At 73.6% G+C, this 19,452-nt stretch carries 19 protein-coding genes; 7 read left to right on the top strand and 12 right to left on the bottom strand.

Annotated elements, in window-relative coordinates; translation table 11 throughout:
• Positions 1 to 109 precede the first annotated feature (109 nt).
• On the top strand, positions 110 to 718 hold the full coding sequence (locus ACZ7DY_RS11785; RefSeq protein WP_471133242.1) for a hypothetical protein: 609 nt from the start codon (positions 110 to 112) through the stop codon (positions 716 to 718).
• Between the two features lie 51 nt (positions 719 to 769).
• Complete coding sequence (locus tag ACZ7DY_RS11780) at positions 770 to 1,327, top strand: group III truncated hemoglobin (protein ID WP_471133241.1); 558 nt, start codon at positions 770 to 772, stop codon at positions 1,325 to 1,327.
• Positions 1,328 to 1,345: 18 nt separating this feature from the next.
• Here ACZ7DY_RS11780 and ACZ7DY_RS11775 read toward each other — a convergent pair whose 3' ends face one another.
• The 6 genes from ACZ7DY_RS11775 to ACZ7DY_RS11750 form a co-directional block, all read right to left on the bottom strand.
• Positions 1,346 to 2,272: an oxidoreductase gene (locus tag ACZ7DY_RS11775; protein ID WP_471133240.1), complete on the bottom strand. Its 927-nt coding sequence runs from the start codon at positions 2,270 to 2,272 to the stop codon at positions 1,346 to 1,348.
• A 74-nt stretch (positions 2,273 to 2,346) separates the two neighbouring features.
• On the bottom strand, positions 2,347 to 3,132 hold the full coding sequence (locus ACZ7DY_RS11770) for an SDR family NAD(P)-dependent oxidoreductase (RefSeq protein ID WP_471133238.1): 786 nt from the start codon (positions 3,130 to 3,132) through the stop codon (positions 2,347 to 2,349).
• Between the two features lie 117 nt (positions 3,133 to 3,249).
• Positions 3,250 to 3,834: a TetR/AcrR family transcriptional regulator gene (locus tag ACZ7DY_RS11765; protein ID WP_471133235.1), complete on the bottom strand. Its 585-nt coding sequence runs from the start codon at positions 3,832 to 3,834 to the stop codon at positions 3,250 to 3,252.
• 58 nt (positions 3,835 to 3,892) lie between these two features.
• Positions 3,893 to 4,234 carry a nitrite reductase small subunit NirD gene (gene nirD, locus ACZ7DY_RS11760; protein WP_471133233.1) on the bottom strand — a complete coding sequence of 114 codons (342 nt, stop codon included), beginning with the start codon at positions 4,232 to 4,234 and terminating at the stop codon, positions 3,893 to 3,895.
• Positions 4,231 to 6,792 carry a nitrite reductase large subunit NirB gene (nirB, locus tag ACZ7DY_RS11755; protein ID WP_471133230.1) on the bottom strand — a complete coding sequence of 854 codons (2,562 nt, stop codon included), beginning with the start codon at positions 6,790 to 6,792 and terminating at the stop codon, positions 4,231 to 4,233. The genes nirD and nirB overlap by 4 nt, the downstream gene beginning before the upstream one ends.
• A 1-nt stretch (position 6,793) precedes the next feature.
• Positions 6,794 to 8,041: an NAD(P)/FAD-dependent oxidoreductase gene (locus ACZ7DY_RS11750; RefSeq protein ID WP_471134523.1), complete on the bottom strand. Its 1,248-nt coding sequence runs from the start codon at positions 8,039 to 8,041 to the stop codon at positions 6,794 to 6,796.
• Positions 8,042 to 8,625: 584 nt separating this feature from the next.
• On the opposite strand from ACZ7DY_RS11750, the gene ACZ7DY_RS11745 reads away from it, so the two are divergent.
• The 3 genes from ACZ7DY_RS11745 to ACZ7DY_RS11735 all read left to right on the top strand — a co-directional run bounded on the left by ACZ7DY_RS11745 (position 8,626) and on the right by ACZ7DY_RS11735 (position 11,036).
• Positions 8,626 to 9,852, top strand: coding sequence for a ferredoxin reductase family protein (locus tag ACZ7DY_RS11745; RefSeq protein WP_471134520.1), 1,227 nt, complete (start codon positions 8,626 to 8,628; stop codon positions 9,850 to 9,852).
• A 102-nt stretch (positions 9,853 to 9,954) separates the two neighbouring features.
• The gene (locus ACZ7DY_RS11740) at positions 9,955 to 10,146 is read left to right on the top strand and encodes a hypothetical protein (protein ID WP_471133227.1); all 192 of its coding nucleotides are present in this window, start codon (positions 9,955 to 9,957) and stop codon (positions 10,144 to 10,146) included.
• A 107-nt stretch (positions 10,147 to 10,253) separates the two neighbouring features.
• Entirely contained in the window at positions 10,254 to 11,036 is a 783-nt protein-coding gene (locus ACZ7DY_RS11735) for a sulfite exporter TauE/SafE family protein (protein ID WP_471133224.1), read from the top strand.
• A 3-nt stretch (positions 11,037 to 11,039) separates the two neighbouring features.
• Here ACZ7DY_RS11735 and ACZ7DY_RS11730 read toward each other — a convergent pair whose 3' ends face one another.
• The 5 genes from ACZ7DY_RS11730 to ACZ7DY_RS11710 all read right to left on the bottom strand — a co-directional run bounded on the left by ACZ7DY_RS11730 (position 11,040) and on the right by ACZ7DY_RS11710 (position 15,990).
• Complete coding sequence (locus ACZ7DY_RS11730) at positions 11,040 to 11,771, bottom strand: class F sortase (protein ID WP_471133221.1); 732 nt, start codon at positions 11,769 to 11,771, stop codon at positions 11,040 to 11,042.
• A 117-nt stretch (positions 11,772 to 11,888) separates the two neighbouring features.
• A complete protein-coding gene (locus ACZ7DY_RS11725; RefSeq protein ID WP_471133218.1) occupies positions 11,889 to 12,455 on the bottom strand; it encodes a hypothetical protein in 567 nt (188 codons plus the stop codon).
• A 341-nt stretch (positions 12,456 to 12,796) separates the two neighbouring features.
• Positions 12,797 to 13,339 (bottom strand): hypothetical protein, encoded by a 543-nt coding sequence (locus ACZ7DY_RS11720; protein ID WP_471133216.1) that lies wholly within the window; start codon positions 13,337 to 13,339, stop codon positions 12,797 to 12,799.
• 528 nt (positions 13,340 to 13,867) lie between these two features.
• Positions 13,868 to 15,271, bottom strand: a complete 1,404-nt coding sequence (locus ACZ7DY_RS11715; RefSeq protein ID WP_471133214.1) for a sensor histidine kinase — start codon at positions 15,269 to 15,271, stop codon at positions 13,868 to 13,870.
• Entirely contained in the window at positions 15,271 to 15,990 is a 720-nt protein-coding gene (locus tag ACZ7DY_RS11710) for a hypothetical protein (protein WP_471133211.1), read from the bottom strand. Before ACZ7DY_RS11710 ends, ACZ7DY_RS11715 begins: the two co-directional genes overlap by 1 nt.
• 220 nt (positions 15,991 to 16,210) lie before the next feature.
• Here ACZ7DY_RS11710 and cutA point away from each other — a divergent pair, with 220 nt between their 5' ends.
• Positions 16,211 to 16,585: a divalent-cation tolerance protein CutA gene (cutA, locus tag ACZ7DY_RS11705; RefSeq protein WP_471133208.1), complete on the top strand. Its 375-nt coding sequence runs from the start codon at positions 16,211 to 16,213 to the stop codon at positions 16,583 to 16,585.
• Complete coding sequence (locus tag ACZ7DY_RS11700) at positions 16,582 to 17,052, top strand: gamma-glutamylcyclotransferase family protein (RefSeq protein ID WP_471133205.1); 471 nt, start codon at positions 16,582 to 16,584, stop codon at positions 17,050 to 17,052. The genes cutA and ACZ7DY_RS11700 overlap by 4 nt, the downstream gene beginning before the upstream one ends.
• A gap of 43 nt (positions 17,053 to 17,095) precedes the next feature.
• Here the strand turns inward: ACZ7DY_RS11700 and ACZ7DY_RS11695 are convergent, their stop codons facing one another.
• Positions 17,096 to 19,336 (bottom strand): molybdopterin oxidoreductase family protein, encoded by a 2,241-nt coding sequence (locus ACZ7DY_RS11695; protein ID WP_471133202.1) that lies wholly within the window; start codon positions 19,334 to 19,336, stop codon positions 17,096 to 17,098.
• Positions 19,337 to 19,452: the final 116 nt, after the last annotated feature.

The raw sequence follows: 19,452 nt of genomic DNA, 5'->3' as shown, positions 1-19,452 counted from the left end.
CTGCCACGCCGGCGTGCGCGTCAGCGGGGCGTCAGGGTGGCACGGTCGCGTGTATGTGCCCCGTCAACGGCGGTGACGTGGGGCGGCGGGCCGTTCTACGGTTCCGCACATGGGACACGACATCACGGGACGGGACGCGGCCCACCGGGGCCGGGCGCGGGACGACCGGGTCCGGAGCGACGCCGGGGAGGCGGGGGCCGGGGAGGCGGGGACCCCGGCGCCGGTCGTGGCCGACCGGGGCTGGGCCGCCGAGGTGCGGGTCGCCGTCCTCTGCGCGTGCGGGCTCTTCGCCCTCGTCCTCCTCATCGACGGCGTCAACGGCACGCTCACCCCCGCCCGCGGGTGCCTGTGGGCCGCCCTCGCCGCCCTGCTCCACCTGGTGCTGCACCCCGTACGGGTGACCGCGGGCCCCGGCTGGCTCGCCGTGCGCGGACTCGTGCGGCGCAGGCACGTGTGCACCTGCCTGCTGACCGCCGTGCGGTACAGCGAAGGAGTCGCCGCCCGCCTCGTCCTGTGCGACTCGCTCGGCAACCGCGTGGAGCTGGATCCGCAGGTCCTCGTGGACAACCCGCTGCTCCTGCACCGCCTCGACACCGGCGCCCGCACCGCCCTGGAGACCGGCCTCCTCCGGACCGGCCACGCCGAGCTGCGGCGGCTGGCCGCGCGCGTCGACGAGGCGGCGGCCAGGGCCGTCTTCGAGGCCTCCGACCTGCGCTGAGCGGGACCTTCGGCCCTGGGAGAGAGCGGGCGGCGGGCGGACCGTGGACCCATGGACGCCCCGCACCCCGCCCCGCGCCTCCCGCGCTCCACCCCGCACGTCGCGCAGGTCACGCCGGACATCCGGCATTCCCCCGGCATCGCGGCCCCCGCCCGTGTCACAGTCGTACGTGTGGACATCGCCGGCCGCGCCGATCTGGACGTACTGCTCCGCCGCTTCTACGCGGCGGCCTTCGCCGACCCCTTGATCGGCCCCTTCTTCACGGAGATCGCCGGGACGGACCTCGACGTCCACCTGCCGCGCATCACCGACTTCTGGGAGCGCGCGCTCTTCCGCACCGCCGAGTACCGCCGCGACGCCTTCGCCCCGCACGCCGCGCTGCACGCCGCGCGTCCGCTCACCGCCGAGCACTTCGGCCGGTGGGTCCAGCTGTGGCACGCCACGGTCGACGGAGCGCACCGGGGCCCGAACGCGGACCGGGCCAAGGCGCAGGGGGAGCGGATCGCGCTCGCCATGCTCCGGCGCCTCGGCGGCCGGGACGCGTCGACCGACGGGGCGGGCCCCGGTTTCATCCCGCTGGCCGCGCTGGAGCTGCGCGGGGCGGCCTGACCGCGAGAAGGCCCCGGGTCAGCCCTTGAGGGCGTCGTACCGCACGCCCGTCAGGTCCTCCGACGCCGCCCAGAGCCGCTCCGCGGCCACGTCGTTCAGCGTCCACGGAGCGCGCCAGGACCGCGCGGGCGCCCCGCGGTACCCGAGGGGGCCGGGGCCGGTGAACGAGTCGGGCCGCACGCCGGGCGCCGTCGCCGCGTACAGCGTGGGCAGCGCGCCGGCCTCGGCGGACTGGGCGACGACCCGGTTGGCGAGCTCCACGGCGCGCGCGGTGGCCCTGCGCCCCTCCATCCTGGGGCCCGCGGTCTGCAGGTTGGTGGAGGCGTAGCCGGGGTGGGCGGCGGCCGCCACGGTGTCGGAGCCGGTGGCGGCGAGGCGTCGAGCGAGCTCGTGGACGAAGAGCAGGTTGGCGGTCTTGGAGCGCCCGTAGGCGAGCCAACGGCGGTAGCGGCGCTCGCCGTTGAGATCGCCGATGTCGATGTTGCCGAGAACGTGCAGACCCGAGGAGACCGTGACGATCCGGGACCCGGGGGTCTCCATGAGGCGGGGGAGCAGCAGTCCGGTCAGCGCGAAGTGGCCGAGGTGGTTGACGCCGAACTGCGTCTCGAAGCCGTCCGCGGTGCGGCGGAACGGCAGCGCCATCACGCCCGCGTTGTTGATCAGAAGGTCCAGGCGGGTGCTCTCGTACGCCGCCGCGAACCGCTGCACGGACGCCAGCTCGCCGAGGTCGAGCCGGCCGAACTCGACGTGCGCGCCCGGCACTTCGGTGAGCAGCCGGGCCACCGCCGCGCTGCCCCGCTCCTCGCTGCGGCAGGCCAAGACGACGCGGGCGCCGCGGCGGGCCAGCTCGCGCGCGGTGACGTAGCCGATGCCGCTGTTGGCTCCGGTGACCACGGCCGTGCGGCCGCTCTGGTCGGGGATGGCGCTCGCGGTCCATGCCGCCATGACAGGCTCCCTCTCCGTCGACTGCTCGCCCCAGGGTAGGCCGGGCGGGAGGGAGCCCACGGCGGGGCCACCGCTCAGGCGGCGGCGCCGCCGTCTATCACCAGGTCGGCGCCGACCACGGAGCCCGACTCGTCCGAGGCCAGGTACAGCACGGCCGCGGCGACCTCCTGGGTCGTCGAGACGCGGCCGAGCGGGGTCGCCTCCTTCATGCGGGCGGCCCGGTCGGCCGCGGTCTCGCCGGGCTGGAGGGACATGGTGGTGTCGGAGGGGCCGGGGCTGACGGTGTTGATGCGGACCCCGTCCCGGATGTGCTCGGCCGCGGCCGCGCGGCTCAGCGCGGAGACGGCCGCCTTGGTCGCCCCGTATGCCCCCGCGCCCGGGGCGGTCTTGTGCGCGCCCAGCGTGGAGCCGATGTTCACGATGGTGCCGCCGCCCGCCTGGGTGCGCATCTGCGCCACCTCGGCCTGCAGGGCGAGCAGGACGCCGGTGACGTTGATGTCCAGCATCAGGCGCCAGTCCTCCTCGGGCAGCTCGGCGAGGGGCTGTCCGCCGCGCAGGATGCCCGCGTTGTTCACGGCCACGTCCAGGGAGCCGAAGCGGTCGACGGCGGTGGCGACGAGCGCGGCGAGGTCGGCGGAGCGGGAGACGTCGGCGGTGACGGCGAGGGCCGTGCCGCCGGCCTCCTCGATGAGGTCCACGGTCTCCTTCAGGGGACCTTCGGTGCGCCCGGCGACGACGACGTTGGCGCCCTCGGCGGCGAACGCGAGCGCGGTGGCGCGGCCGAGACCGGAGCCGCCGCCGGTGACGAGGGCGGTGCGGCCGGCGAAGCGGGAGCGGGTGGCGGGCGCAGAAGCGTTCATGACATGGACTCTTTTCTTGACCGATCGGTTCAATATGAGGGCATGAAAAACGTGGCCGGGAGGGCGGGGAGTAGTAGGGGGGAGGGGGCCGGCAAGGGCGCGGCGGTACGGCGCGGGTCAGTCCAGCAGGGCCAGCGCCTGCTCCACCGCGTCCCGCACCCGCGCGGGGTCCTTGGACGCCTTGCCGACCACCCGCAGGCCCTGCATCAGGACGAGGAGCATGCGGGCGACCGTCAGCGGATCGCGCTCCCGGGGCAGCTCGCCCTGGGCCTGCGCGCGCACCAGCGCGGAGTGCAGCAGCGTCTCGATCTGGTCCCAGCTGCGCTCGACGCAGCGGGCGGCCGCCTCGTCGTGCGGGGCCAGCTCGGCCGCCGTGTTGGTGACGAAACACCCCATCCGGCGGCCCTCGTCGGTCACGGCCTCGGCGCCGAAGCGGCGCACCACCGCGCGGACGGCGGGCAGCGCCGGGCCGGGCTGCGCCAGCTCCGCGAGGAGCAGCGGCTTCTGGGACTCGCCGTACCGCTCAAGGGCCTTCAGGTACAGCTCGTGCTTGTTCCCGAAGGTCGCGTAGATGCTGGCGCGCCCGATGCCGAGCGCCTCGACGAGATCCGCCATCGACGTCGCCTCGTAGCCGCGCCGCCAGAACAGCTCCACGGCCGACTGCAGCGCGGCGTCCGGATCGAATTCCTTGGTCCTGGCCACGAGGGGAACGCTACGTCTTTCTGGAACGACCGGTCAAGACCTTTTCTGGAACGATCGGTCAAGCGATACGGACGGGGTGCACCTCCACCGCGACCTCCTCGTCGTCCAGGCACCGCCCCGTCTCCAGGTCGAACCGCTGCTTCAGCAGCGGCGAGGCGACGAACGGCCGCCCCCGCTCCGTCCCGAGCAGCCCCCGGGAGAGGACCGCGGCACCCGTGAACGGGTCCCGGTTGTCGATCGCGTACGCGCGGCCCCCGCGGTCGAGGAAGAGCGCGGCCTGCCGGCCGTCCGGGAGCAGGGCGGCGAGGCCCCGGCCCGGCATCAGCTGCGTACGGTCGCAGATCGCGAACCAGTCGTCGTCCAGGCGCAGGTGGACACGGGAGGCGGTCGAGTCGCTCATCGTGAGGCTCCTTCCAGGGGGCGGGGGCCGATGGACAGCAGGGGGAGGTCGGGCTTGATCTGGTCGCGCTCCGGGACGAAGCCGACCGTGGGGTCGGGCACGCCCGGCGCGTTGACGAAGGAGACGAAGCGGGCGAGCCGCTCCGGGTCGTCCAGGGTCTCGGCCCATTCGTCGCGGTAGTGCGTGACGTGCGCGGCCATCAGCGACTCCAGCTCGTCGCAGATGCCCAGCGAGTCGTGGACGACGACGTCGCGCACGTGGTCGAGGCCGCCGTCGATCCGGTCCAGCCAGGCGGCGGTGCGCTCCAGGCGGTCGGCGGTGCGGATGTAGAACATCAGGAACCGGTCGATGAGGCGCACCAGTTCGGCGTCGTCCAGGTCCTGCGCGAGCAGGTCGGCGTGGCGCGGGGTGGCGCCGCCGTTGCCGCCGACGTACAGGTTCCAGCCGCTCGCCGTGGCGATCACGCCGAAGTCCTTGGACTGGGCCTCGGCGCACTCGCGGGCGCACCCGGAGACCGCCGACTTCAGCTTGTGCGGGGCGCGCAGGCCCCGGTAGCGCAGCTCGAGATCGATGGCCATCCGCACCGAGTCCTGCACGCCGTAACGGCACCAGGTCTGCCCCACACAGGACTTCACGGTCCGCAGCGCCTTGCCGTAGGCGTGCCCGGACTCGAAGCCCGCGTCCACCAGCCGCGTCCAGATCATCGGCAGCTGCTCGACGCGCGCGCCGAACAGGTCGATGCGCTGACCGCCGGTGATCTTCGTGTAGAGCCCGAAGTCCCGCGCCACCTCGCCGATCACGATCAGCTTCTCCGGGGTGATCTCACCGCCGGGGATGCGGGGCACCACCGAATAGGAGCCGTTCTTCTGGAGGTTGGCGAGGAAGTGGTCGTTGGTGTCCTGGAGGGCGGCCTGCTCGCCGTCGAGGACGTACCCCTCGGCGCCGATCGTCGGCGCCAGCGACGCGATGATCGAACCGACCGCCGGCTTGCACTCGTCGCAGCCCTCGCCGCCGCGCGCCTCCTCGCGGCCGTGTGCGTCGAGGAGTTCACGGAAGGAGGTGATGCGCAGGGCGCGCACGATCTCGTACAGCTCCTGGCGGCTCTGCCCGAAGCAGCCGCACAGGCCGCCGTCGCCGCTCTTGGGCAGCAGCTGCCCGATCACCTTCAGGCAACTCCCGCAGCCCGTACCGGCCTTGGTGCACTTCTTCACCTCGGGCAGCGAGGAGCAGGCGCAGATCTCGTCCTTGGTGACGTTGTGGCAGTTGCAGATCACCGCGGAGCCGGGCAGCGACTCCGGGCCCAGCGCCACGGGGGCGCCCGCACCCGCGGGAAGCACCAACTGCTCGGCCGGTACGGGCGGCACGGACCCGGTGAGCGGGCGCAGCAGCCCGTACGCCTCCGCGTCACCGACGAGGATCCCGCCGAGCAGTTCGCCGCCCGGCGCCATCACCAGCTTCTTGTACGTGCCCGAGCGCGAGTCGGTGTAGACGACGTCGAGGCTGCCCTCGGCCGCGCCGTGCGCGTCGCCGAACGACGCCACGTCGACGCCGAGGAGCTTCAGCTTGGTGGACAGGTCGGCGCCGGTGAAGGACGCCTCCCGGGAGGCGATGGCGGCCGCCGCCGTCTGCGCCATCTCGTACCCCGGCGCGACCAGCCCGTAGACCCGGCCGTCCGCCGCGAGGGCGCACTCGCCGATCGCGTACACGTGCGGGTCGCTGGTGCGGCACTGCTCGTCGACGGTGATGCCGCCGCGCTCGCCGACCGCGAGGCCGTGCTCGCGGGCGAGCTGGTCGCGCGGCCGGACACCCGCCGAGAACACCACGAGATCCGTGGCGAGTTCACTCCCGTCGGACAGCTTCATGCCGGTCACGGCGCCGTCCTCACCGGTCACGATCTCCTGCGTGCCGGTACCGGTGTGCACGGTCAGACCCATCCCGGTGATGGTCCGCAGCAGCGCGGCGCCACCGCCCTCGTCGACCTGCACCGGCATCAGGCGCGGCGCGAACTCCACGATGTGCGTGGCGAGTCCGAGCCCCTTGAGCGCGCCCGCCGCCTCCAGGCCGAGCAGCCCGCCGCCGACGACCGCGCCGGTGGTGGCCCGCCGCTTCGCGTACTCCTCGATGGCGAGCAGGTCCTCGATGGTGCGGTAGACGAAACACCCCGTGGCCTCCTTGCCGGGCACCGGCGGCACGAAGGGGTAGGAGCCGGTCGCGAGCACCAGCGTGTCGTACGGGAAGACGGCGCCCGAGCGCGCGGTGACCGTCCTGGCGCCCCGGTCGAAGCTCTCCGCCGCGTCGCCGACGTACAGCTCGATGCCGTGCTCGTCGAGGAACTCCCGGTCGGTCATGGACAGTTCGTCGGGCGTGCGGCCCGAGAAGTACGAGGTGAGCTGCACCCGGTCGTAGGCGGGCCGCGGCTCCTCGCACAGCACCACGATCCGGTGGCTCGCCGTGAGGCCCTGCTCGGCGGCGGCTTCGAGGAAGCGCTGGCCGACCATGCCGTGCCCGACGAGCACGAGGGTGGGGCGGGTCTGCGGGGTCTGTGCGGGCATCGGCATGTCAGCGGCCTCCGATTGGGGTCTCCCCTGCTCGAGCGAGGTCGAGGGGCTGGGGATGGGTGAGCAGGTGGAGCAGGGGACTGTCGTCGTCGGGCAGCGGGTCGTCGGCCTCCCAGGCGCGGGCGAGCGCGCCGACCGCCGCGAGCTCGCCGAGCAGGACACCGCCGACCAGCCGGCCGTCGCGGACGACGACCTTGCGGTACGTGCCGCGGGTGGCGTCGGTGAGCTGGACGACGTCGTCGTCGGGGCGGGCCCGCGGATCGCCGAAGGCCGCGAGGTCCAGCGGGCCGGGGCCCGGCAGGGTGAGGCGGGTGAGGGTGCGGGTGCCGGTGTACGGGCGGGCGCCGTCCCGGTCGGCCGGCGCGCGGGCGAGGACGTCGGCGAGGGCGTCGGCCTGCTCGACGGCGGGTGTCGCCAGGCCGTAGACCCGGCCCGCGTGCTCCGCGCAGTCGCCGACCGCCCTGATGTGCGGGTCGGACGTCCGCAGCAGGTCGTCCACGACGACGCCCCGGCGCACGTCGAGACCGGCGGCCTGCGCCAGCCCGGTGCGGGGCCGCACCCCGCAGGCGAGAACGGTCACATCGGTGTCGAGCAGATAGCCGTCGGCGAGCTCGACGCGCCGCACGGCACCACCGGTGACGACGACCCCGCGCACCCGGCACTCGGTGTGCACCTCGACCCCCAGCTCCGTGAGGTGCCGGTGCACCAGCTCCGAGGAGGCCGGGTCGAGCTGCCGCTCCATGAGCCGCTCCGCCTGCTGGACCAGCACGACCTGGGCGCCCCGCCGGGCGAGGGCACGGGCCGCCGACACCCCGAGGAGGCCGCCGCCGATGACGACGGCACGGACGCCGGGCGCCACCGCGGCGGAGAGCGCGAGACAGTCGTCCATGGTCCTGAACGCGTGCACCCCGCCGGGGAGTTCGCCGGCGCCGGGCGCGAAGAGGCCGCGCAGCGGCGGCAGTACGGGGTTCGACCCCGTCGCGAGGACGAGCGTGCCGTACGGGACGACCTCGCCGTCCGCGCAGAGCACGCGGCGCGCGGCACGGTCGATGCGGACCACGCGGGTGCGCAGCACGGGCCCCGGCGGAGTCGGCAGCGCGATCACATCCGGCCCGTACCGGCCCGCGAGGACCTCGGCCAGCAGGACCCGGTTGTACGGGGAGTGCTCCTCCTCGCCGATCAGTACGGTCCCGGCGCCGAGCCGCTGCGCCACCCGGGCGCCGGCCAGACCCGCGCCGATCACCACCACACCGTCGGCCGGAGCGGGGCCGGTGTCGGTGCCGAGGGCCGTCGGCTGCGCTGAGGAGGTCATGTCCAGCAGCCTGCGGTGCCGGTGTTACCCGGCAGGATCGGACCTGTTTCCCTCAAGGAACGCTGCCCTCAGCGAGAGCGGGCCAGGACTGTGAGGCCCTCCGGCCCGGCCACCGGGGCCCCTTGCTTAACGCCCGTTGAGCCGACCCTCAAGGCCGCCTTAAAGATCGCGGGAACACCGCTGACCAGGAACTTCCAGCCCTCCCCGGCGCCTAATGTGCCGCCGTGACCACCGAGGCAGCCGACCCCCGACTCGACGCGTACCCCGCCCTGGCCGCATACCTGCGCCAGATGGACGCCCCACAGGACCAGGGCACCCCACCCGCCCTGGGGGACCGGAGCACCCCACCCGCCCCGGGTGATCAGACAGGCCCCGAAGGCCCGGCACAGGCCCGTACCGGCCGCCGCCCTCCGCGTACCCGGCCCCTCACCCCCGCCCCGCCCGTCCGCCTCTCGCCCCGCGCCCTGCGGGCGGGAATCGCCGGCGGCGCGCTCACCGTCACCGCGGGGTGGGCGGTCCAGATGGAGCCGTCCGCCGGACTCGCCGTGCTGTTCGCGACCGGCGCGCACCTCACGGGACTGCTCGCCGGATACGGGATCCTCGTCATGCTGTTCCTGATGGCCCGCGTACCCGCCGTCGAGCACGGCGTCGGCGCCGACCGCCTCGCCCGGCTGCACGCGCTCGGCGGCCGCCACGTGCTGAGCCTCTGCGCGGCCCACGCCGCCCTCGCCCTCTGCGGATACGCCGCCCACACCGGCACCGACCTGCTGAGCACCACCCTCGACCTGCTCGGCTACCCCGGCCTCGCCGCCGCCACCGCGGGCACCGCCCTGCTCGCGGCCGTCGGCGCCACCTCGGCCCGGGCCCTGCGCCGCCGCATCCCGCACGAGACCTGGCGTGCCGTGCACCTGCTCACCTACCTCGGCGCGGCCCTCGCCTTCGCGCACCAGCTCGCCGGACCGGACGTCGCGGGCGGCGTCCTCACCCTGTGGCTCTGGTCGCTTGCGCACGCCACCGTCGCGGTCCTGCTCGTCTGGTACCGGCTCGTCGTCCCCGTACGGCAGGCGCTGCGGCACAGCCTGCGCGTCGTCGACGTACGCGACGAGGGCCCGGGGGTCGTCTCCGTCACCGTGCAGGGCATCGGCGTCGACGGACTGCGCGCGGAACCCGGCCAGTTCTTCCGGTGGCGCTTCCTGCAGCGCAGGCTCTGGCACACCGCGCTGCCCTTCTCGCTCTCCGCGCCGGTCCGCGACGACACGCTGCGCATCACCGTGAAGGCGGCCGGCGACCACACCCGCCGCATGCGGCGCCTCAGGACCGGCACCCGCGTCCTGGCCACCGGCCCCTTCGGCGCGCTCACCGCGCACCGCCGCACCCGGCGCAAGGTGCTGCTCTTCGCGGGCGGCGTCGGCATCACCCCGATGCGGGCCCTGTTCGAAACACTGCCGGGCGGCCCCGGCGACGTCACCCTGCTCTACCGCGCGGGCAGCGCCGGGCACCTGATCCTGAGACAGGAACTGGAGGCCATCGCGGAACGCCGCCGGTTCGCGCTGCACTACCTGCTCGGCCCCTCCGACGCGGCGTTCGACCCGATCGCCCCCCAGGCCCTGCGCAACCTGATCCCCGACCTCGCCGAACACGACGTCTACCTGTGCGGCCCGCCCGGCATGTCCGAGGCGGCGACGACGGCACTAGTGCGCGCGGGCGTCCCAAGGGCCCGAATCCACGCGGAGTACTTCACCTTCTGACCCGAACCCGAGGCCATCCCCACCCCCGGCCCCACCCCCACCCCCATCCCCGCCCCCGAACCCGACGCACTGATCGATCCGAGAAAGCTGGTCAGCCGGCCCATGGGACGCCACCGCAAACCCGCAGCCCCCGCCCCGGGCCCCACCCTGCGCGCCCGCCGCAGACTCACCGCGGGCCTCGCGGGAGCGAGCGCGCTCGTCGCCACGGCGCTCGCGCTCACCGTGGACCCGGCGGCACCCCCACCCCCCGACCGCGCCCCGAGCGGAGCCTCAGCGCCCCAGGCGGCCCCGTGACCCCTTGAAGAGGCCACCGGCTGATTTCACACCTGAGACCTCAGAAGAGCCTCAACTCTCACGATTTCCGTGGACGGTGTGATCACCGCGTCCATAGGGTCATGATCATGCCTGACATATCCATGACCGTGATCGTCGTCCTCTGTCTCGCCGCCCTCGCGGCCGGCTGGATCGACGCCGTGGTCGGCGGCGGGGGACTGCTGCTGCTCCCCGCGCTCCTGCTCGGCCTGCCGGGCGGCACCCCGGCCGCGCACGCCCTCGGCACCAACAAGGCCGTGGCGATCGTGGGGACGACGGGCGCCGCCGTGACGTACGTCAGGAAGACCCCCGTCGACGTGGCGACCGCGGTACGGATCGGCCTCGCCGCGCTCGCCGGTTCGATGGGCGGCGCGTTCTTCGCGGCCGGGATGAGCACCGAGGTGCTGAAGCCCGTGATCATGGTGGTGCTCCTGGCCGTCGCCGCCTTCGTCATCCTGCGGCCCGCCTTCGGCACCGCGCCGGCCGCCGGCCCCGCGTCCCCGAAGCGGATCCTCGCCGCGATCGGCCTCGCGGGCCTCGGCATCGGCTTCTACGACGGTCTCATCGGGCCCGGCACGGGCACCTTCCTCGTCCTGGCCCTGACCGCCGTGCTCCACCTGGACCTCGTCTCGGCCTCCGCCACCGCGAAGATCGTCAACTGCTGCACCAACGCGGGCGCCCTCGCGATGTTCACCTGGCAGGGCGCGGTCCTGTGGCAGCTGGCCGGCCTGATGGCCGTCTTCAACCTCGCGGGCGGCATGTTCGGGGCGCGCACCGCGCTGAAGAAGGGCAGCGGCTTCGTCCGGGCCGTCCTGCTGACCACGGTCTTCGCGCTCGTCGTGAAGATGGCGTACGAGCAGTGGCTGGCGTGAGCGTCAGCGCACCGCGGTGAGGTGCGCGAAGACGACGACGTTGCCCTGGTAGCCGGTCTGCTTCGAGTACTTGCCGCCGCAGGTGATGACGCGCAGCTCCGGCCGGGACGCGGCGCCGTACACCTTCTCGTCGGGGAAGTCGGCGGCGTCGTACACCTCGTTCGCGTCCACGGTGAAGACCGCCACGCTGCCGTCCCTGCGCTCGACCTCGATCCTGCTGCCCTTCCGCAACGCGCCCAGCTCGTAGAAGACGGCCGGGCCCTCCTTGTTGTCGACGTGTCCGGCGACGATGGCGGTGCCGCGCTCGCCCGGCGTGGTGCCCGCCTCGTACCAGCCCGCCAGGTTCTTCCGGTTCAGGGGCGGCACGTCGAGGCTGCCCTGCCGGGTCAGGCCGAGCCCCATCAGCGGCGTGTCGACGCCGATCGCGGGGATCCGCACCCGGTCGGGCGGGGACGGGGGGAGCGGCACGGTGCCGGCGTCGTGGGCGGCCGCGGGGTCGTGGTGGCGGGTGCCGGGCCCGGCCGACGAGGCCTGGGCGGCGGAGGGCTGCGGCGGCGGATGCGACTCGGTGCCACTGCGCAGCAGCCACGCCCCGGCGCAGAGTGCGACGGCGGTGACGACCCCTATGGCGGCGTTCCCGGCCCTGCGACGGGCGCGGGCCCCCGGATCGGACGGCGTACGGGATCCGGACCCGGATCCGGCACGGGACCGGGACGCGCGGCGGGTACGGCGCATACGGCATCCCCCTCGGGGTCGGTGGGGCCGGTCCCTCGTCCCCCTCCCTGCCCGCGAGGGGACACAGGCAGGGAGAGGGCGGGGGTGGCGGTACCGGTGGACAGCGGAGGGTGTCCGTCAGATCCTGTCGCCTCTCGCCCGGCGATGCAGGAGCCAGGTACCGCCCGCGGCGGCGACGGCCAGGGCCGCCACTCCCGCCGCGGTCTGCACGGGGTCGGGACCGAGTGCGCCGCCGACCCCCGTCTTCACATGTCCCCTCGGGTGCTGCGGCGGCCGCTCACCCGCGGCCGCGGTGGAGGTGATCGTGACCACGAGGTCGCCCGTGACCTGCTTGCCCTTGGCTCCGGAGCCGCCGGACCCGGAACACTTGGCGACGATCTCGTAGGTGCCGGGCTGCGCGGACGGCGGCACCTCGAACCGGCCCGCCGTCGACTCCCCGCTCTCCGAATCCGAGCCCGGCGCCAGCGCGAACCGGCCCGCTCCCACCGCGCTCGCGTCCCCCGTCGCGGTCCCGCCGGGACCGCAGGCGGAGGTGTGCACGGTGACGGTGGTACCGGGGGTGACGGTGGCGGGCTGGATCTGGAGCTCCCCGGCGGGCGGGCCGGGAGCGGCGGAGGCGGGGACGGCCAGAGCGCCCACCGCCACGGCGAGAGCGGTACCGGTCAGCAGGCGGGCGTAGCGCATGTGCTCGTTCCTCCGAGGGCCTTCGCGCGGGAACGGCCCGCGGCACCCCCAAGTGCCGCTGCGTCGGTCGACCCCGCTCTACCGAGGTAAGTCCCACTCGCCCCCGCACGCCTCCTGATGCCCCATCAGAAAGCCACCCCGAACCCCTTCACCCGCCACCCCACCCCCCACGTTCCCGCAGGTCACAGGGGGAGCTGACCCCAAAGCCCGAAGACTCCCCGAGCCACCGGTGAATGGGTGACCCAAGGCCACCGGAAAGCCCCCCCGACCCACCGGAATGGCTGACCGGCCCGGCCCACCGCTACCGGCTCACCCCCACCCACCTGCTCACCGCCACCGGCTCAGCGCAGGCCGTACTGCGCCCGGCTGACCACCTTGCCGTTGGTGAAGGTGAACCCGGCGTTGCCGTAGGTGCTGGCCTGATCGCACGAGTAGCTGGCGGACTTCGCACCGGCGGCCTCGGCGTCGGCGAGGCGCACGCACACACCCTTGCCCGCGATGCTGTGCATCTGGGCGATGGTCTTGCCCTTGGTGATCTTCTTGTACTTCGCCTTCGTCATCTTGCCGTTGGACTTCTTGCCGTCGAGGCCGCCCTGGGACTTCATGGCGAGCTTGCCGTTGCCGAAGGAGAACGTCGCCGAGCTGTACGGCTTGTTGCCCTTGCACTCGTAGACCTTGACCGAGAACCCGGAGCCACCGCTGCTCGACGTGAGCTTGCAGGCGCCACGACCGGCGACGGAGTGCATCTTGGAGGTGCTCGCCCCCAGCTTGACCTTGTCGTACTCGGCGCGCGTGATGGACGGCGACGCCGCCTGCGCGGCGGGGGCCAGGGCGGCGGTGAGGGCGGCGGCGAGCAGACCGGAAAGGGCCAGCGTCTTGCGCATGAGTGTTCCTGTTCTAGCGGGGGTGACATACCCGAAAAAGAAAAATGACGGAGACGCGCCCGGCCCCACCCACACACAGCGACGGAATCCCAGGCCTGCGCCCCCGAATGATCTTGACCACCAACCGGCCTGCAAGGTTGTACCCGAACCCAAAGAAACCCCCCACGCCACCCCAACCCACCCACGCGACGCCCGCCCACTCACCCACCCACGCGACGCCCGCCCACTTACCGTCCCGCCGCCCACCCCCCGAGCCCCGACCGTGACGGCACCCCACGTTGAACCGGTCCGCACCCGGCACCGAAAGCCGATGACCCGACCGGCGAAGTCCGCCGCCTCACCCCTGGCCGTCCGGGTCAAGGGTCGACGTGCGGTGGAGGGGCGGGAGTCAAGGGTGGAGCGCAGCGGAATCGGCGAAGCCGACGCGACGCAGGAGCGCCCTTTACTCCCGGCCCGGAACCGCCACACTCAGGCAAACCCCGCGCGGCCCCGGTGACCACCGAAGTCCCCGCCCCACCGAAGTCCCCCTCACCCCCCACCAACCCGAGGCAACCGAACCACCGCCACCGCGCCGCCGTCCGCCGCGTTGGCGAGGGAGACCTTGGCACCGATCACCTGGGCCTGGCCGAACGCGATGGTCAGACCGAGCCCCGTGCCCTGTCCACGTTCCTGCGCACCCGTCTGGAAGCGCCGCGGCCCCTCCGAGAGCAGGTGCCCGGGGAACCCGGGCCCATGGTCGCGGACCGTCACCTCGGCCCCGTCGACCCGCACCTCGACCGATCCGCCGCCGTGCTTACGGGCGTTGTTGATGAGGTTGGTGAGGATCCGCTCCAGACGCCGCGCGTCGGTCCGCACGAACGTCTCGTACGCCACCTCCGCATCCACCTCCGCCCCCACGCCCACCTCCGTCCCCGCCCCCGCCCCCCGCACCGTGAAGCCGGCCGCCGAGCCGGCCGCCGATCCGCCCGCCGACCCGGCCACCGGTCCGCCCGCGCGCTCCACGATGGTCTCCACGAGCGGGCCCAGCGGATGCACCTCCAGGTCCGGCTTCTCCACCTCCGCGTCGAGGCGGGCCACTTCGAGCAGGTCCTCCGTGAGGCCGCGCAGGGCACAGACGCGGTCGCGTACCAGCTCGGTCGGGCGGCTCGGCGGCAGCAGCTCGGCCGCCGTGTGCAACCCGGTCAGGGGGGTGCGCAGCTCGTGCGCGACGTCGGCGGTGAACCGCTGTTCGGCTTCCAGGCGTTGCTGCAGGGAGGCGGCCATCGTGTCGACGGCGGTGGCCAGTTCGGCCACCTCGTTCCTGCCGTGACGTCCGCCGGGCGGCCTCGGGTGGTCGATGCGGGCGTCGAGGTCGCCCTGGCTGATGCGGCGCGCGATGGCCGCCGCGGTGCGCAGTTCACGGCTGAGCCTGCTGGACAGACCGGCGCCACCGAGCGCGGCGAGGCCGACGACGACGGCGCCCGAGACGAGCAACTGCCGGTCGAACTCGGCCACCTCGTCGGCCTGTTCGCGCAGCGACTCGCGGATGGACAGGACGTGGCGCGGGTTGTCGCCGACCGGCCGCGCCGCCCACACGCACGGATCGTCCGACGCCATGTCGAGGTAGGTGGTGCGTTCCCCGGCCAGCGCCGCCCGGCGCAACGGCGCGGGCAGCCGGGGGTCGTCGAGACCGGCGTCCGTGTCGTCCTGGTCGACCTGGCCCGTCAGCTCGTACAACTGGCGTACGCGGACGAGTTGCGCCACAGCCCCGGACCGGGCGCTGGAGGTGACCTGGTCGAGCCGGGCACAGTGGATGAGCAGGCCGATGGCGACGGCGACGACGGCGCAGCCCACGGCGAGCAGCGCGGCGATCTTCCAGCGCAGCCCGAGACTGTTGAGCGCGGCACGGACGCAGGCCAGGACTCCGCGCCCGGCCTCGGCGCCGCCCCGCATCAAGGACCTCCCGGAAGAAGAGAGGGGGACGGGGACAGGGGCTGATCCGGCGGAGGTGTCGTCTCCGCCGTCTGAGTCGGCCGCTTGTAATTCCTGATGTCGCTGACGGTGGACATCCGGGCGCCGTCCCAGTGGAACCGCACGGCCTGCTCGCCGCCATCCGAACACGGGGTGCGGATCAGCAGGTCGGGTCCGATGGTCTCCACGCTCAGGTTCCGGCCCGAGGTGAACAGGATCGGATACACCTTGCCGTCGCGCTCGGTGTAGACGGCCAGGATGGAACGTCCGCTCTCGGTGTCGGCGGCCAGCAGCATCTCGGGCTTCTTGTCGCCGGTCAGGTCGAGGAACATCGGCGGGCGCAGCCCGGCCCGCCCCGGCCGCTCGATCATGTCGCGCCCGGCCAGCGGCGTCGTACGCGGATCTGCCCGCAGGACCGCGTGCATGTCCAACGAGGGCAACCCACCCGGCGCGACCTTCCCCAGCCCCTTCAACGGCTTCGGCGGCGGCTGCCGCGTGGACGCCTCCGCGCCGGGCGCCCGCGAGGACTTGCCCGACCAGGCGGGCCAGACCGCTTCGGGGCGCGGCTGCACGGAGACGGACGGGGCGGTCTCCCCCTGGGCGAGACCGTTGGTGCTGCCGCACCCGGTGAGCGCGAAGGCGGCCAGGGCGGCGAAGGGGGCGGCGCCGAGCAGGAGCAGGCGGCGGGTGATCGGGTTCATGGGGAGGCTGACCGTCGCAGGGTGGGAGCTGGTGGTGGCCGGCCCAGGGACTGCACCGGGGATTCGGCAGAGCGACCGGCCACCGCTCTCGAATCTAGGAACCGTCCATCACGGAAAACATGAGGTTGTGTAACAACTATGCCTAGACACGACAAAACCCAATCTTCGGGACCTTCGACCTGGGCGCTCGCCCCTCCCCACCGCTGTGCACAATCCCCCTATGAGCGACGACCCGACACACACCCCGACCACAGCCCCCACCCCCACCCCAACACCGCGGGTGCTGACCGTGCTGACCACGACGGACACCGAGGACAAGGCACGGAACCTCGCGGGCGGCGCGGTACGGGCACGGGTAGCGGCCTGCGCGCAGATCGCCGGACCGGTCACGTCCGTGTACCGGTGGGACGGCGCCCTTGAGTCGGCCCACGAGTGGCAGGTGCTGTTCAAGACGGCCGCCGGGTGTTACCCGGCCCTGGAGGCATGGCTCACCGAGGCCCACGACTACGACACCCCGGAGATCATCGCGACGCCGGTGGTGCGGGGGAGCGAGGCCTACCTGACCTGGGTAGAGGCCGAGACCACCGAACGATGAAGGAACCCGAACCCATACACAAGAACGATCAAGAACACGACACGCCCCACCTACCGTTCTTCGTCTACGGCACCCTGCGCCCGGGCGAGCCCAACCACGCCGCCTACCTGCACGGCCGGACCACCGCCGAGGAACCGGCCCTGCTCCGGGACGCACTCCTCTACGCAGGGCCCGGCTACCCGTACGCCGTCGAGGCACCGGGCCACGGCCCGGTCCGCGGCGAGCTGGTGACGCCCGCGCCCGCCGCCTACGACCGCCTGCTCGTCGCCCTGGACATTCTGGAGGAGTACGTACCGGGCGACCCCCGGAACCTGTACGAGCGGGTCGCGCGCGACGTGGTCCTCACGGACGGATCCCCGACGCGCGCCTGGGTCTACGTCGCCGCCCCGCGACTCGCGGCCGGCCTGCGGGCCACGGGCACGCCGATCGACGGAGGCGACTGGACATCACACCGCCCCACAACCTGACCCAGCCCCCGAACCCCCGGACCCCCTCAAGCCCTCCCACCCCTTACCCACCCACCCCTTCCCCACCCACCCGCTCCACCCGCACCGCGCACACCTTGAACTCCGGCATCCGCGACACGGGATCCAGCGCCGGATGCGTCAGGGAGTTGGCCCGCCCCTCGCCCGGCCAGTGGAACGGCATGAAGACCGTGTCGGCGCGGATCGCCGACGTGACCCGCGCCGGAGCCACCGCGCGGCCGCGCCGCGAGACGACGGCGATCGGATCGTCCTCCCCGACCCCCAGACGCGCGGCGAGCCGCGGATGCAGCTCCACGAAGGGTCCCGGAGCCGCGGAGTTGAGCTCGTCGACGCGCCGCGTCTGGGCCCCCGACTGGTACTGCGCGAGGACCCGTCCGGTGGTCAGCAGCACCGGATACTCCGCGTCAGGCTCCTCCGCGGCGGGCCGGTGCACCACCGGCACGAACCGCGCCCGTCCGTCCTCAGTGGCGAACCCGTCCAGGAACAACCGCGGCGTCCCAGGATGCGCCCCCGCCCCGCCGGCAGCCCCAGTCTCAGTCTCAGCACCTTCCCCCTCCGGGCACGGCCAGAACACCCCCACCCCGTCGTCCTCCCGCAGCCGCTCGTAGCTGATCCCCGAGTAGTCCGCGGGGCCGCCCGCGCTCGCCCGGCGCAACTCCTCGAAGACCTCCTCCGGGTCCGTGGGGAAACCCTTCCCGTGCCCGAACCGCGCCGCGAGACCGTGCAGGACGTCCAGGTCGCTGCGTACCCCCTCCGGCGCGGACACCGCCCGGCGCCGCAACAGCACCCTCCCCTCCAGGTTCGTCACCGTGCCGGTCTCCTCGGCCCACTGCGTCACCGGCAGCACCACGTCGGCCAGTTGGGCCGTCTCGGACAGCACCACGTCCGCCACCGCCAGGAAGTCCAGCGAGCGGAGCCGCTCCTCCACATGGGCGGCGCGCGGCGCGGAGACGACCGGGTTGGAGCCCATCAGGAGCAGCGTCCTGATGTCCCCGCCCAACGCGTCGAGCAGTTCGTACGCCGACCGGCCGGGGCCCGGCAGGGAGTCGGGGTCCACGCCCCAGACCTCCGCCACATGCGCCCGCGCCGCCGGGTCGGTCAGCTTGCGGTACCCGGGCAACTGGTCCGCCTTCTGGCCGTGTTCGCGCCCGCCCTGGCCGTTGCCCTGCCCGGTCAGACACCCGTACCCGGACAGCGGCCGGCCGGCGCGGCCCGTCGCGAGGCACAGGTTGATCCACGCCCCGACGGTGTCCGTCCCCTTGGCCTGCTGCTCGGGTCCGCGTGCGGTGAGCACCATCGCGTCGTCGGCGTCGCAGAAGAGCCGTACGGCATCGCGCAGTTCGGGGACCGCCACGCCGGTGATGCGCTCGACGTACTCCGGCCAGTGCGCCATTGCCGCCGCCCGTGCCTCCTCCCATCCGCTCGTCCGCTCCTCGATGTACGCCTCGTCCGTACGGCCCTCCGCCACCACCAGGTGCAGCAGGCCCAGCGCCAGCGCGAGGTCCGTGCCCGGCCGGGGCGCCAGGTGCAGGTCGGCCTGCTCGGCGGTCCTGGTCCGCCGGGGGTCCACGACGATCAGCTTGCCGCCGTTCGCCCGCAGCTCCGTGAGGTAGCGCAGGGCGGGCGGCATCGTCTCGGCGAGGTTCGACCCGACGAGGATCACGCAGCCGGTGCGCGGGATGTCCTCCAGCGGGAACGGCAGCCCCCGGTCGAGCCCGAACGCCCGCTGCCCGGCGGCCGCCGCCGACGACATGCAGAACCGTCCGTTGTAGTCGATCTGCGACGTGCCGAGCACCACCCGCGCGAACTTGCCCAGCGCGTACGCCTTCTCGTTGGTGAGCCCGCCCCCGCCGAACACCCCGCACGCGTCCGCACCGTGCTCGGCACGGGCGCGGGACAGCGCGTCGGCGATCCGGTCGAGGGCCTCCTCCCAGGTGGCCGGCGTGAGCCTGCCCGTGGCGTGGGATCGGATGAGTGGCTCCGTCAGCCGCACCCGGGAGGAGAGCACCGCGGGCGCCGTACGGCCCTTGCCGCACAGGGCTCCCTTGTTGACCGGGAACCCCGCACGCTCCACGACCTCCACGCCACCCCCGGGACCCATCGTCAGGCCCATCCCGCACTGCAGCGCGCAGTACGGACAGTGGGTCGCCGTCACCCCGTCCTGACCGGGGCCCGGGACCGGGGCTGATGCCGGGGTCGGGCCCAGTGCCGAGGTCGGGGGCGTGTCCGTAGTCGTGGGAGTCACCGGTGTCGCCGTGGAGTGCATGCCGTTCAGCGTCCGCCGTGCTTGTTACGCGCCCCCGCGCCCGCCTGTTACGCACGGGGTAACCCCGCCTCAGCGCCCACCGCGCCCGCCTGTGAGGACAGCCCTCGCCCACTCGT

This window comes from Streptomyces sp. NPDC037013 (assembly GCF_055607265.1).
This window is presented reverse-complemented; position numbering and strand designations above follow the sequence as displayed.